Source organism: Pseudomonas sp. NMI542_15 (genome assembly GCF_021283425.1).
Classification (GTDB): Bacteria; Pseudomonadota; Gammaproteobacteria; order Pseudomonadales; family Pseudomonadaceae; genus Aquipseudomonas; species Aquipseudomonas fortuita.
In genome coordinates this window covers 47,801-62,026 of sequence record NZ_JAJSRO010000007.1, presented here as the reverse complement: position 1 = coordinate 62,026, position 14,226 = coordinate 47,801, and the positions used below count along the sequence as shown (strand labels likewise).

Sequence of the window (14,226 nt, the reverse complement as noted above, 5' to 3'; positions counted from 1 at the left end):
AGCTGGCGAGGAAGACGAACGAGCGAAAAAAACCTGAATCTATTTCGCGATTATTTCGCGGGAGCCATCTTCATGGGCCTTGATGGCCACCGGCAGGATGCTCGGCAAGGCCCGCAACAGTGCGTCGGTGTCGTCGGTGCTGAAGGTACTCGAAAGGCGCATCTGGGCGACTTTACCGGGGGCAACGCGCAACGGCTGGCTACGGTAGCGCGATGCTTCGGCCACCACTTCGGCGAGGGTGGCGTTGTCGAACACCAGCTTGCCCTGGCGCCACGCTGTGACGGCAGCCGTATTGACTGCGTAGGGGGCGGTCACCGCGCCTTGTGCATCTATGTGCGAACCCTGGCCAGCCGCAAGCTGCGCCAGGGCGGCGCCCTTGCCCTGCACACGCACCGAACCCTGCTCTACCGCGACACGGGTACTGGCCGGGTCCAGACGCACATCAAAGCGGGTACCGGTCACGGTCACACGGCCTTGAGCTGTGTCCACCACAAACGGCCTGGCACTGTCGTGGGCGACGCTGAACATCACCTCGCCGGCATTCAGGCGGATATGCCGCTGGCCAGCGCTGAACTCGACCTGCAACTGTGTACTGCCATTGAGCTCCAGTTGCGAGCCATCCGGCAATTCGACCTGGCGGCGCTCATTGAAGGCAGTCTGCACGCTGGCTTGGTGATTCAGTTGTTGATAGTGCCAGCCGCCCCAGCCCAGCCCCAGTGCCAACACCGCCACACTGGCGGCCAGGGCCTGACGCATGAAGCGCCGACGTGGCAACTGCTGCACCCGGTCCGGTTGGCACAACGCTTCAAGGCGTTGGCGTGGAATGAAGTTGGCGGCCTGCCACACACGGCTGAGGTGCTGGTACTCCTGACGGTGGCGCTCGTCGCTGGCCAACCAGGCGCGCAACTGTTTTTGCAGCCCGGCATCCCGAGGCGCATCCTGCACGCGGGCAAACCATGCGGCCGCCTGCTCGCGGACGGTATCAGTACCGTGCTGTTTCATCGAAAAGGTCTCCTGACGCTTCATGCCGACACATCCAGGTGCTCACGCAAATGCCGGAGCGTGCGGATCATATACTTTTCGACCATGTTCTTGCTCAACCCCATGCGCTCGGCGATCTCGGCCTGGGTCAGGCCCTCGAGCTTCTGCCAGATGAACACCTGGCGGCAGTTCAGCGGTAACTCGGCCAGCGCCCGCTCGACGCTGTCGGCCAGTTCCAGCGCATGCACATAGGCCTCCGGGTCATCGCTGCCGGTGGTGCCATTGTCGATGGCTTCCAGCGCCAGCGCCTGGCGGCGGTCTTCGCGGCGCAAGCCATCTACGGCCAGGTTGCGTGCGGTCTGGTGCAGGTAGGCGCGCGGCTGCTCGACCTGCTCGCGCGGGTTTTCCAATACCCGGACAAAGGCATCGTGGGCGAGGTCCTCGGCCTGCTGACGACTGCGCAGTTTGCGCGTCCAGGTGCCGATCAGCTCATGATAATGATCGAGGAAGCCTTTGTGTCCGGACACGGTCTGGGTCATCAGGGAGGCGGATAAGGGTGCGAATAGTAATGTTTCGCATCAAAACCAGCAAATCCGCCAGTCGGTAACAAAAAATTTATGGAGGATTTCCTGTACGTGGGTACCAGGAAAATGTGGCCATAAATATGAACACCTGAGGCCCATTGGCAGGTGAACCCGCGTCTGCAGGCATTCCACAATCCCTATGGAAGCGGCTTCACCCGCCAAAGCGCCAATACGGTGTATTCCACAATATTTAACGCTTGAAACATCGCAGGGAACATCAGCCGGTCACACGAGTCGGTTATTCACATGGCTGGTCGTCGAGCCAGGTCGATCACGCCCGGATTGCCTGTTGATTCTGCATTCTTCACGCCCTAAAGTGCGCGCCGAACGTCCATGCTGGAAACGATCCATCCGGCTCAAGTACTGAGTAGGCGAACCAAAGTGGGGATACGGAGGACGTTCAGTTTGCAGCCACTTAAATTTTCAGTTTGCCCATGGAGTCCCTGAGCATGTCGATCCAGGTCGAAGATTATTTCGCGCGTGACACCTTCCAGAAAATGAAGGCGTTCGCCGACAAGCAGGAAACCCCGTTCGTACTCATCGATACCCAGATGATCAGCCAGGCCTATGACGACCTGCGTGCGGGCTTCGAGTTCGCCAAGGTCTACTACGCCGTCAAGGCCAACCCTGCCGTCGAAATCATCGACCTGCTCAAAGAGAAAGGTTCGAGCTTCGACATCGCCTCGATCTACGAGCTGGACAAGGTGATGGACCGCGGCGTCAGCGCTGACCGCATCAGCTACGGCAACACCATCAAGAAGTCCAAGGACATCCGCTACTTCTACGAGAAGGGCGTGCGCCTGTACGCCACCGACTCGGAAGCCGACCTGCGCAATATTGCCAAGGCCGCACCGGGTTCGAAAGTGTACGTGCGTATCCTGACTGAAGGCTCCACCACTGCCGACTGGCCACTGTCCCGTAAATTCGGCTGCCAGACCGACATGGCCATGGACCTGCTGATCCTCGCGCGTGACCTGGGCCTGGTGCCTTACGGCATCTCCTTCCACGTGGGCTCGCAGCAGCGCGACATCAGCGTGTGGGACGCCGCCATCGCCAAGGTCAAAGTGATCTTCGAGCGCCTGAAGGAAGAAGACGGCATCGAGCTGAAGCTGATCAACATGGGTGGCGGCTTCCCGGCCAACTACATCACCCGTACCAACAGCCTGGAAACCTACGCCGAAGAAATCATCCGCTTCCTCAAGGAAGACTTTGGTGACGAGCTGCCGGAAATCATCCTGGAGCCAGGCCGTTCGCTGATTGCCAACGCCGGTATCCTGGTCAGCGAAGTGGTGCTGGTGGCGCGCAAATCGCGCACTGCCGTCGAGCGCTGGATCTACACCGACGTGGGCAAGTTTTCTGGCCTGATCGAAACCATGGACGAAGCCATCAAGTTCCCGATCTGGACCGAAAAGAAAGGCGAAGCCGAAGAAGTCGTCATCGCCGGCCCGACCTGCGACAGTGCCGACATCATGTACGAAAACTACAAATACGGCCTGCCGCTGAACCTGGCCATCGGTGACCGCCTGTACTGGCTGTCGACCGGTGCCTACACCACCAGCTACAGCGCGGTGGAATTCAACGGCTTCCCGCCGCTGAAGGCTTACTACCTGTAATGCACAACGGGGCCGCAAGGCCCCGTTCTATCTGCAGCGATACCCCGTACATCACAGAGGCTTGTAATCGGCCAACGTAAAGTGCACCTCATCGCTCGTGACACTATGAGTGCTCAGATAGGCAATGAGGCTGAGCCCCGGGCCGTGGGTTTTGATCTTCACGGTATACCCCAGGCGATCTCGCAAAATGAATGCGGGACGAGCGTTCTCCCCTTCCCCATGCACACCAATCTCCTCGATCTTCCAGAACACATCGTCGGACACTGATCGGTAGAAACCAAGAAATCGATTGAGACTGGAATCCATTTGCCGCCCGAAGTAGTGCGAGCCCTCTGTAACGCAGGTAACCCGATAATGCCGACGGTTATCCCGTCGCTCGATGAAATCGAAGCGCAGCGTCACCGGCGTCGTATTTACTGTATCGAAGGATTCAGGCAGGCACAGCCAGCCAGAATCGGCCATGTCCATGAACGCACTCTCGATGATCATTACGGGCTTGATCGACGTGCCCCAATTAAGACAGTCCAGCTGGGCTGTAAAAGAAGTGTCCAAGTTTATTGCTGTCATACCATTCATCCCCCCGCCCGCACTACGTTTTGATTGAGGGCGAGGAGATTATCGAAGCGCAGGCATGTCTCTAAGCTGTGGACGTTTCCTCGGCAACTCGTTGCTGCAGTTCTTCGGCATAGGCTTGCACATAGGCTGCCATCGGTGCCCCGCCAGTCTGCAGTGTGGCCAGTGCGCTCTTGAGGAAGTTCACATTGCCCTCCTTTCGTGCACGCGCCAGCCAAGGCTCGGCCTCAGCAGCCTGCCCTCGCTCGAGCAGCACCGTCGCGAGGCTGAACATCCCACGAAAGTCTCCCGCCTGCGCCGAGCGCCGATACCAGCGCACGGCCCGCGCGGGGCCCGCCGCCGTGGCAATGCCGAGCTCAAGATAGCGCCCGTACAGGTTCATCGACTTGGCATGGCCCATCTGCGCGGCCTTCTCGTAACAGAGCAGGGCCTGGGCCTGGTTGGCCGGCACCCCACGCCCCGTGGCCAACAGGTTGCCTAAGTTGTAAAGGCCCCAGTCCAGACCGACATCGGCCGCGCGTGCATAGTGAATGGCTGCCTGGGCCACATCCTGATCGCCACCCCAACCATGTTCCAGGCACCGGCCAAGCATGTTGTGCGCCATGGCACTGCCGCCCTGGGCGGCGATACCGAACCAGCGCCGCGCCACGGCCTCATCCGCCTCGATGCCACGCCCGTCGAGCAGGATCTGCCCGAGCAGCAACTGCGCCTCGACCACGCCCTGCCCGGCGGCCGCCAGGATCGCCTGGGCGGCTTGGCCGGGGCTGTGTTCGAGCATGGCCTTGAGGCCGGCGACATCCACCGCTTCTTCACGCCGCAATTGGTAAGACACGGCTCAGACCTCGGCCCAGCGGCGTAGCAGGTTGTGATAGGTGCCGGTCAGTTGTAGCAACGAAGGGTGCTCCGGTACATCGGCAGTCAGTTGCTGTATGGCATTGTCCATCTCGAACAACAGCGCCCGCTGGCTGTCCTCGCGCACCAGGCTTTGAGTCCAGAAGAACGCAGCATAACGCTGGCCCCGGGTCACCGGGTTGACCTTGTGCAGGCTGGTGCCGGGGTACAGCACCAGGTCACCGGCAGCCAGTTTGACCTGCTGCACGCCATAGGTGTCCTGGATCACCAGCTCACCACCGTCGTAGCTGTCCGGGTCGCTGAGGAACAGCGTGGAAGACAGGTCGGTGCGTACCCGCTCCGGGCTGCCCTTGGGCTGACGCAGGGCGTTATCGATATGAAAGCCGAAATTGCCACCCTCGCGGTAGCAGTTGATCAACGGCGGAAACACCTTGTGCGGCAGGGCCGCCGACATGAAGCGCGGGGTTTTCCACAGGCGGTCGATCAGCGCAGTGCCGATTTCCTTGGCCAACGGGTGCCCTTCCGGCAACTGCAGGTTGTGTTTGGCCTTGGCCGACTGGTAACCGGCAGTCACCTTGCCATCGGCCCAGTCGGCCTGCTCCAGCGCCTCGCGGATACGGGCCAGTTCGTCAGCGTCAAACAGGCCTGGGATGTGAAGCAGCATGGCGGCAGCACCGTTAGGAAATGTAAAGGCGCCAATGATATTGATTCCCTTTTGCGCTACACAAGCCCTTTCGCCGCTTAAGACGTTTCAGCTTGATGAAACCGTAAAGGCTAATTGTAAAGATTGTAAATTCCTCACGAATGGTAACGAATCTCAATTGTGAGTCACAATTGCTTACATTAAGATCCGCCGCCTCAACACCTTGGGGAAGGTCCTTAGCAATGCGCCAGTACGTACCATCTGCAGTGAGTTCGCCACGCCTGATCGTATCCGCCATCGGCGTCGCGCTTAGCGCCTCGTCGGTGTATGCCGCCGACCCGGCCGCCAGCAGTGCCATCACCCTCGATGCCACCAGCGTCAACGGCAAGGCTGAACAAGCCAGCACCGATTACAAGGTCGAAAAAGCCGCTTCGCAGAAGTACACCGCGCCGCTGGTGGACACCCCGCGCTCGGTTACCGTGATCCCGCAGCAAGTGATCAAGGACACCAATGCCCTGACCCTGCAGGACGCCCTGCGTACCGTGCCAGGCATCACGTTTGGCGCCGGTGAAGGTGGCAACCCGCAAGGCGATCGTCCGTTCATCCGTGGCTTCGACGCTCAGGGCGATACGTACCTGGACGGCGTGCGTGACACTGGCGCGCAAACCCGCGAAATCTTCGCCATCGAGTCGGTGGAAGTGGCCAAGGGGCCGAACTCGGCCATCGGTGGCCGTGGCGCCGCCGGCGGTACCATCAACCTGGTCAGCAAGCGCGCGCACCTGGGCAACTCGCTGGACGGTGCCTGGACCTGGGGCAGCGACCAGACCCAGCGCTACACCTTCGATGGCAACTACCAGTTCAGCGATACCGTTGCCGGCCGCCTGAACCTGATGACCCACGAAAGCAACGTTGCCGGCCGCGACAAGGTCAATTACGACCGCTGGGGTATCGCCCCGTCGCTGGCCTTCGGCCTGGGCACGCCGACCCGCGTCAACCTCGACTACTACCACCTGGAGAGCGATGACCTGCCGGATTCGGGTATTCCGTACACCATCCCGACCAACGGCAGCGCCGGGCGCACCTCGGCCCACCCGAGCAAGCCGAATGACGGCGGCGACAGCGACAATTTCTACGGCCTGACCGGTCGCGACTTCCGCAAGAGCCGTGTAGACATCGCCACCTTCGCGGTCGAGCACGACCTGACCGACTCGCTGACCATCAAGAACACCCTGCGTCACGGCAACAGCATGCAGGACTACATCCTGACCCAGCCTGACGACAGCAAGGGCAACGTCAACAACGGCAGCGTCTGGCGCCGTGCCAATACCCGCGTGGGCAACACCGCCACGACCACCAACCAGACCGACCTGTTCGGCGAGTTCTACGTCGGTGGCATGAAAAACAGCTTCTCGACCGGTATCGAACTGAGCCGCGAAGAGAGCGACCGTTCGTCCTACACCGTCGACACCGACACGGTCCCTGGCGGCGCTGCCAATACCAACTGCACCCCGGGCATGATCGGTGCCACCAGCGGCTACAACTGCACCTCGCTGAGCAACCCGAACCCGGATGACCCGTGGAACGGTGCCATTTCGCGCAACTACGCCGGCACCACCACCAACAGCAAGACCCGTGCACTGTACGTATTCGACACCCTGGAGCTGACCCCCGAGTGGCTGGTCAACATGGGCCTGCGCTACGACCACTTCGACACCGACTACAAGACCTACAACGCTGCTGGCACCACCACCGCCAAAGGCAAGGATGTCAGCGAGTTCGTGACCGGCCAACTGGGCCTGGTGTGGAAACCGGCGGAAAACGGCAGTATCTACGTTTCCTACGCCACTTCTGCAACGCCACCAGGCTCGATGCTCGGCGAAGGTACAGAAGGCAACCCGCTGGGTGGCACCCCTGACCGTACCGGCAACCTGTTGGCCAGTGACATGGAGCCAGAGGAAACCACCAACTACGAAATCGGTACCAAATGGGACCTGCTCGACCAGCGCCTGTCGCTGACCGCCGCGCTGTTCCGCACCGAGAAGGAAAACGCCCGCGTCCAGGTGGACACCACCACCTACGAAAACGTCGGCGAAACCCGCGTACAAGGCATCGAACTGTCGGCCAGCGGCAAGATCACCGACAAGTGGCAGATATTCGCCGGCTACACCTACATGCAGGCTCGCCAGATCGACGGCGGCCCACTGGGCAAGGCCAACGATGGCAACCAGTTGCCGAACACCCCGAACAACAGCGCCAGCCTGTGGACGACCTACTCGATCACGCCAAAGCTGACCGTGGGTGGCGGTGCGTTCTACGTGGATGACGTGTACGGCAGCGTGGCCAACACCACCATGGTTGACAGCTACGTACGCTACGACGCCATGGCCGCCTACAAGCTGACCAAGAACGTCGACTTGCAGTTGAACGTGCAGAACCTGACCAACGAGGTGTACTACGACAAGGCCTTCTCTACCCACTTCGCCAACCAGGCGGCCGGGCGGACTGCATTGCTGACCACCAGCGTGCACTTCTAAAGCAACAACCAAGGGCCCCGTTCATTGAGCGGGGCTTTTGCGTATCAAGGCATAATGCACGCCGCGCAGTCTGCGGTAGCAACACAAGGTGATCGATGTGGTGAAGAAGACGCTGTTCCAATTGCACTGGTTCTTTGGCATCACCGCTGGCCTGGTGCTGGCCCTGATGGGCATCACCGGAGCCCTGTACTCGTTCCAGGAAGAACTGCTGCGTGCGTTCAATGCCGATGTACTCAAAGTAGAAGTGCGCCCCGAAGGCGTGCTGCCTCCGGCCGAGCTGGTGCAACGGGTCGAAGCCCAGCAGCATGACAAGGTGTCGATGCTGTGGGTGGATGTGCGTGAAGGCAACGCCGCACGTATCTTCTTCACGCCAGCACCGGGCGAGCGCCGAGGCGAGCTGCGCTATGCCGACCCGTATACGGGCGAACTCAAAGGTGAAGTGGCCGGGCAAGGCTTCTTCAACCTCATGCTCAACCTGCACCGCTTCCTGGCCATGGGCGACACCGGCCGGCAGATCACCGGTGCCTGTACCCTGATGCTGGTGTTCTTCTGCCTGTCCGGCCTTTACCTGCGCTGGCCGCGCAAGGCGCTGGACTGGCGCACCTGGCTGACCTTCGACTGGGCCAAGAAAGGCCGTGCCTTCAACTGGGACCTGCACGCCGTGGCAGGCACCTGGTGCCTGCTGTTCTATCTTCTGTTCGCCCTTACCGGCCTGTTCTGGTCCTATGAGTGGTACCGCGAAGGCCTGAACAAGCTGCTGGCCGACGCCCCGGCAGCCGGCCAGCAACAAAAACGCGGTGAAGGCCGTGGCCGCCACGGCCCGCAGAAAGTCGACAAGAACGCCCCGCCGCTGGTGGTCGACTATGACGCCATCTGGGCCAACCTCAAGGACGCCGCAGGCCCAGGCCTTGCCACGTACAACCTGCGCCTGCCACCGGTTGGCGGCCAGCCAGCCAACCTGTTCTACCTGCTGGACAGCGCCGACCACCCACGCGCCTTCAACACCCTGATGCTGGACCCGGCCACCGGCCAGGTAAAAAAACACGACCGCTACGCCGACAAATCCTTCAAGGCCCAACTGCTGCAGAGCGTCTACGCCCTGCACGTTGGCGAATACTTCGGCCTGCCAGGGCGCATCATCGTCACCCTCGCCAGCCTGACCATGCCGCTGTTCTTCGTCACGGGCTGGCTGCTGTACCTCGACCGCCGCCGCAAGAAACGCCAGGTACGCGCAGCCCGTGGCAACGTTGCCAGCAGCAATGGCAGCGACGACAGCTGGTTGATCGGCTTCGCCAGCCAAAGCGGCTTTGCCGAGCAACTGGCCTGGCAAAGTGCCGGCCAGTTGCAGGCAGCTGGCTTGCCAGTGCAGGTACGTGCACTGGCCGAACTGCGTGAAGACGACTTGCGCCAGGCCCGCCGTGCGCTGTTCGTGGTCAGTACTTTTGGCGACGGCGAAGCACCCGACAGCGCCCGCGCGTTCGAGCGCAAGGTGCTCGGCCAGCCTTGGGCGCTGAACAACCTCAACTACGCCCTGCTCGCCCTCGGCGACCGTCAGTACCCGCACTTCTGCGGCTTCGCCCGCCGCCTGCAGGCCTGGCTGGGAGAGCGCGGAGCCAGCAGTGCATTCAGCCCAGTGGAGGTGGACAACGCCGACCAGGCCGCCCTGCAGCAATGGCAGCAGGAACTGGCACAACTGACGGGCGCCCAGCCGGTGGCCGCCTGGCAGCCGCCAAGCTTTGGCAACTGGTCACTGGTGCGTCGCGAACTGCTCAACCCGGGCAGCCAAGGCCAGCCGGTGTACTTGCTCGGCCTGCTGGCTGAAGAGCCTGCAAGTTGGGACGCTGGCGACCTGGTGGAGATATTGCCACTCAATGGGCAACCAAGGATCGACGCGTTCCTCAAAGGCATGGCGCTGGACGCCAGTGCACGGGTACACGTGAACGGTCTGGACGAAACCCTTGCCCAAGCCCTCGCTGGCCGCCAGTTGCCCGCGCGCCGTGATCACCTGATCGGCTTGCAGCCGCAAGCGCTGGTCGACGCTCTGGTGCCAATCGGCAGCCGCGAATACTCCATCGCCTCCATCGCCAGTGATGGCGTGCTGGAGCTGATCGTACGCCAGGAGCGCCATAGCGATGGCAACCTGGGCCTGGGCTCTGGCTGGCTCACCGAATACCTGCCACTAAACGGTACGCTGAGCCTGCGCCTGCGGCGCAACAGCGGCTTCCACCTGCCGGAGGCAGCTGCACCGATGATCCTGATCGGTAACGGCACGGGCCTGGCCGGCCTGCGCAGCCTGATCCGGGCCCGGGTGAACGCTGGCGAACAGCGCAACTGGCTGCTGTTTGGCGAGCGTAATCAGGCGCATGACCTGCTGTGTGGTGACGAGCTGCAAGGGTGGCTGCAAAGCGGCGACCTGGCACGCCTGGACCTTGCGTTTTCGCGGGATCAGGCCGAGAAAGTGTATGTGCAGGATGTGTTGCTGCAGCAGGCCGAGGAATTCAAGCGCTGGGTGGCGGATGGCGCCTTTGTGTATGTCTGCGGCAGCCTGCAAGGGATGGCTGCGGGGGTAGATGCGGCGCTCAACGGCATGCTTGGGGAGGCCGCTGTGCAGCAGTTGATCGAGGATGGGCGGTATCGGCGAGATGTTTACTGATCATTCATTGATGTAGTCGGTACTGGCCTATCGCCGGCTAGCCAGCTCCCACAGGTACAGCACCGGGCCCGAGGGCAGTGGGTTACCTGTGGGAGCTGGCTTGCCGGCGATAGGGCCGGTACAGGCTGTCAGTGTAAATCGAAGGTATCGGCATCCAGGTTGGCCGGGAATTTGGCCCGGTACGCCGCCAGTTCCGCAGCGCTCAACACGGCGGTAAACACCCCGTCTGCCTCACCGGCACTGAGCAGGCTCTCGCCCTGGAAGTCCAGCACCTGGCTGTCGCCCGAATAAGCAAAGCCCTTGCCGTCCGTGCCCACCCGGTTCACGGCCGCCACATAGCACAGGTTCTCGATGCCCCGCGCCGGCAGCAGACGATTCCAGTGCTGACGGCGCGCCGCCGGCCAGTTGGCGGTATACAGCAGCAGGTCCGTGTCCTGAGCGTCACGGCTCCACACCGGGAAGCGCAGGTCGTAGCAAATCAGCGGGCGGATCCGCCAGCCCTTGAGCTCGAACTGCACCTGGCGTTCACCGGGGGTGTAGTGCTTGTGCTCACCGGCCATGCGGAACAGGTGGCGCTTGTCGTAGTGCAGAATTTCGCCGTCCGGCCGGGCCCACAGCAGGCGATTGCGGTGGCTGCCATCGGCGGCCTGGATGATCACGCTGCCGGTAATCACCGCGTTGTACTTCTTCGCCTGGGCCTTCAGCCACTTATAGGTCGGGCCATTTTCCGGCTCGGCCAGGCTTTCGGACTGCATCGAGAAACCCGTGGTGAACATCTCCGGCAAGATCACCAGATCCACCTCCCCGACCTGTTCCAGCAGCACCTCGAAGTGCGCATAGTTGGCCTCGCGGTCGTGCCAGGCCAGGGTCGTTTGCACCAGGGCGACTTTCAGGTTGGGCAGTGTGCTCAGATCGCGCATAGTCGTTCCGCTGCCTGACGCAGCGTCTCCTCACGTTTGGCAAAGCACAGGCGTACCAGGCGTTGCTCGGGGATGGGTTGCTGGTAGAACACCGATACCGGGATGGTCGCCACACCGTGCTCGCGGGTGAGCCACAGCGACATGTCGACATCGTTCAGGTCCGGGCGGATCTGCGAGTAATCCACCAGCTGGAAATAAGTGCCCGCCGTGCGGGTAAAGTTGAAGCGTGAGCCCTCCAGCAAGCCGCAGAACAGATCGCGCTTGGCCTGATAGAAAGCCGGCAGTTCATCGATATGCTCAGGGTGCTCGGCCATGAAGTCGGCCAGGGCGCACTGCAGCGGCGTCACGCCACAGAAGTTGACGTACTGGTGCACCTTGCGCAGCTCTGCACTCAACGCCGGGGGCGCAATCACATAGCCGGTCTTCCATCCGGTCACGTGATAGGTCTTACCGAACGAGCTGACCACAAAGGCACGTTGATACAACTGCTCGTGGGCCAGTACGCTGGCGTGGTGGACGCCGTCGTACACCAGATGCTCGTAGACCTCATCGCTGACCAGGTAGATATCGCGGTCGGCAATCAGCATTGCCAACTGTTCAAGGTCTTCGCGGGTGATCAGGGCGCCACTGGGGTTGTGCGGCGAATTGAGGATGACCATGCGGGTGCGCGGGCTCAGGGCCTCGCTGAACTTCTGCCAGTCGATATGGAAGTCGCCGTCGCTCAGTTGCACATGCACGCAGCGACCACCGGCCAGTTCCACCGAAGGTTCGTAGCTGTCGTAGCACGGGTCGAAGACAATGACCTCGTCACCGGCATGGACCACCGCCTGGATGGCACAGAAGATCGCCTCGGTGGCACCAGGGGTGATGGTCACTTCCTGGTCGGCATCCACCTGTGCGCCATACAGCCGCGCCACCTTGGCCGCCACCTGCTGGCGCAAAGCCGGCAGCCCGGTCATTGGCGAATACTGGTTGTGCCCGGCAGCCACATGCCGGCCCACTGCATCGAGCAGGGCCTGCGGGCCGTTGAAATCAGGGAAACCCTGGGACAGGTTGAGCGCGCCAGTCTGCACGGCGAGCTGGGACATGGTGGTGAAGATGGTCGTGCCGACATTCGGCAGTTTGCTGCGGATCATGGAGCCCTCTTTCCTGGGGTGTATCCGGCACGGGGTGGAGTCCGAGCATAGCGGATCAAGCAGTCAGGAAAAAGGTTGAAACAATAGGGGGATTGCTCTGGATCAAAGGGCCTCTTCGGGGTGAACCCGCTCCCACAGATGCTGCACAATATTCAAAATCTGTGGAGGACCTGTGGGAGCGGGCAAGCCCGCGAAGAAGCTGACGCGGAATCAGCGCTTGTCGCGGCGCTTCTTCTCGGCCTTCTTGTGGTGCGACATCAAGCGGCGCTTCTTGTTGACCTGGCGGTCGGTGAGGGTGTTCTTCTTGCCCTCGAACGGGTTCTCACCGCCCTTGTACTCGATGCGGATCGGTGTGCCGACCAGTTTCAGCACGCGGCGGTAAGTGTTTTCCAGGTAACGGGAGTAGGACTTGGGGATGCTCTCGGTCTGGTTACCGTGGATCACGATCAGCGGCGGGTTGGCACCACCCAGGTGGGCATAGCGCAGCTTGATGCGGCGGCCGTTGACCAGCGGCGGCTGGTGCTCGCTGACCGCATCTTCGAGGATCTGTGTCAGGCGGCTGGTTGGCCAGCGGGTCACAGCCGAGGTGAACGCGGCCTGCACCGACTTGTACAGGTTGCCCACGCCGGTGCCGTGCAAGGCGGAGATGAAGTGGATGTCGGCGAAGTCGACGAAGAACAGCCGGCGCTCCAGCTCGGTCTTCACGTAGGCACGCTCACCCGGCTCCATGCCATCCCACTTGTTCAGCGCGATGACGATGGCGCGGCCGGCTTCGAGGGCGAAGCCCAGCAGGTTCAGGTCATGATCAACCACCCCTTCACGGGCGTCCATGACGAAGATGACGACGTTGGCGTCCTTGATCGCCTGCAGCGTCTTGACCACCGAGAACTTCTCGACTTCCTCGTGGATCTTGCCGCGCTTGCGCACCCCGGCGGTGTCGATGAAGGTGTACTTGTCACCATCACGCTCGAACGGGATGTAGATACTGTCTCGGGTAGTACCCGGCTCATCGTAGACCACCACACGTTCTTCGCCGAGCATGCGGTTGACCAGGGTCGACTTGCCGACGTTCGGGCGGCCGATGATGGCGATCTTGATGCCATCCTTCTCGCTTGGGCCAGGAATGCGCACGGCCTCCTCGCCTTCTGCGACGTCCTGGTCGAGGGCTTCTTCCTCGGCATCACGCGGCAGGTGGCCGAGCACAGCTTCCATCAGGGCGCTGATACCACGACCTTGGGAGCCCGCCACCGGAATGGCGTTGCCCATACCCATCGGCGAGAACTCGGCGCGAGCCACGTCGGGGTCGATGTTGTCGATCTTGTTGGCGACCAGAATCGCCGACTTGTTGCGCTTGCGCAGGTGCTCGGCAATCATCTGGTCGGCGGCGGTCATACCGGCGCGGGCGTCGACCAGGAACAGCACGTAGTCGGCTTCTTCAATGGCCATGAGCGACTGCTCGGCCATTTTTTCATCCATGCCCACTTCGTCACCGGTAATACCGCCGGTGTCGATCAGGATGAAGGAACGACCCTGCCAGCTGGCATCACCATACTGGCGGTCACGGGTCAGGCCTGACAGGTCACCCACGATTGCATCGCGGGTTTTGGTCAGGCGGTTGAACATGGTGGATTTGCCGACGTTCGGGCGGCCCACCAGGGCAATTACGGGAACCATCGGCTCTCCACTCTCGAATTCTTGAAAATGCAAAGGCCGCTGCAAGGCAGCGGCCGGAGTTTG

General features: G+C 61.8%; 11 protein-coding genes. 3 read left to right on the top strand and 8 right to left on the bottom strand.

The features are described 5' to 3' along the window. Positions 1–39: 39 nt before the first annotated feature. Together LU684_RS12770 and LU684_RS12765 are read right to left on the bottom strand one after the other, a co-directional pair. Positions 40–1,002 carry a FecR family protein gene (locus tag LU684_RS12770; RefSeq protein WP_024717614.1) on the bottom strand — a complete coding sequence of 321 codons (963 nt, stop codon included), beginning with the start codon at positions 1,000–1,002 and terminating at the stop codon, positions 40–42. A 20-nt stretch (positions 1,003–1,022) separates the two neighbouring features. Then, positions 1,023–1,520: a sigma-70 family RNA polymerase sigma factor gene (locus tag LU684_RS12765; protein ID WP_016484990.1), complete on the bottom strand. Its 498-nt coding sequence runs from the start codon at positions 1,518–1,520 to the stop codon at positions 1,023–1,025. A 494-nt stretch (positions 1,521–2,014) separates the two neighbouring features. Here LU684_RS12765 and LU684_RS12760 point away from each other — a divergent pair, with 494 nt between their 5' ends. Then, positions 2,015–3,178 (top strand): type III PLP-dependent enzyme, encoded by a 1,164-nt coding sequence (locus LU684_RS12760; protein WP_012270610.1) that lies wholly within the window; start codon positions 2,015–2,017, stop codon positions 3,176–3,178. 51 nt (positions 3,179–3,229) lie between these two features. Here LU684_RS12760 and LU684_RS12755 read toward each other — a convergent pair whose 3' ends face one another. From LU684_RS12755 to LU684_RS12745, 3 genes are all read right to left on the bottom strand, one after another. Then, positions 3,230–3,646, bottom strand: coding sequence for a hypothetical protein (locus tag LU684_RS12755; RefSeq protein ID WP_054833427.1), 417 nt, complete (start codon positions 3,644–3,646; stop codon positions 3,230–3,232). Positions 3,647–3,815: 169 nt separating this feature from the next. Further along, entirely contained in the window at positions 3,816–4,583 is a 768-nt protein-coding gene (locus LU684_RS12750; RefSeq protein WP_016484988.1) for a tetratricopeptide repeat protein, read from the bottom strand. Between the two features lie 3 nt (positions 4,584–4,586). Next, positions 4,587–5,267 carry a Fe2+-dependent dioxygenase gene (locus tag LU684_RS12745; protein ID WP_019472663.1) on the bottom strand — a complete coding sequence of 227 codons (681 nt, stop codon included), beginning with the start codon at positions 5,265–5,267 and terminating at the stop codon, positions 4,587–4,589. 221 nt (positions 5,268–5,488) lie between these two features. On the opposite strand from LU684_RS12745, the gene LU684_RS12740 reads away from it, so the two are divergent. Further along, positions 5,489–7,780 (top strand): TonB-dependent receptor, encoded by a 2,292-nt coding sequence (locus LU684_RS12740; protein ID WP_232894701.1) that lies wholly within the window; start codon positions 5,489–5,491, stop codon positions 7,778–7,780. A 97-nt stretch (positions 7,781–7,877) separates the two neighbouring features. Next, positions 7,878–10,433: a PepSY domain-containing protein gene (locus LU684_RS12735; protein WP_232894700.1), complete on the top strand. Its 2,556-nt coding sequence runs from the start codon at positions 7,878–7,880 to the stop codon at positions 10,431–10,433. A gap of 128 nt (positions 10,434–10,561) precedes the next feature. Here LU684_RS12735 and LU684_RS12730 read toward each other — a convergent pair whose 3' ends face one another. The 3 genes from LU684_RS12730 to der form a co-directional block, all read right to left on the bottom strand. Continuing rightward, positions 10,562–11,353 (bottom strand): amidohydrolase, encoded by a 792-nt coding sequence (locus tag LU684_RS12730; protein WP_016484984.1) that lies wholly within the window; start codon positions 11,351–11,353, stop codon positions 10,562–10,564. Continuing rightward, a complete protein-coding gene (locus LU684_RS12725) occupies positions 11,341–12,489 on the bottom strand; it encodes a pyridoxal phosphate-dependent aminotransferase (RefSeq protein ID WP_232894699.1) in 1,149 nt (382 codons plus the stop codon). The genes LU684_RS12730 and LU684_RS12725 overlap by 13 nt, the downstream gene beginning before the upstream one ends. A 210-nt stretch (positions 12,490–12,699) precedes the next feature. Next, complete coding sequence (der, locus tag LU684_RS12720; RefSeq protein ID WP_016484982.1) at positions 12,700–14,163, bottom strand: ribosome biogenesis GTPase Der; 1,464 nt, start codon at positions 14,161–14,163, stop codon at positions 12,700–12,702. Between the last annotated feature and the right edge of the window lie 63 nt (positions 14,164–14,226).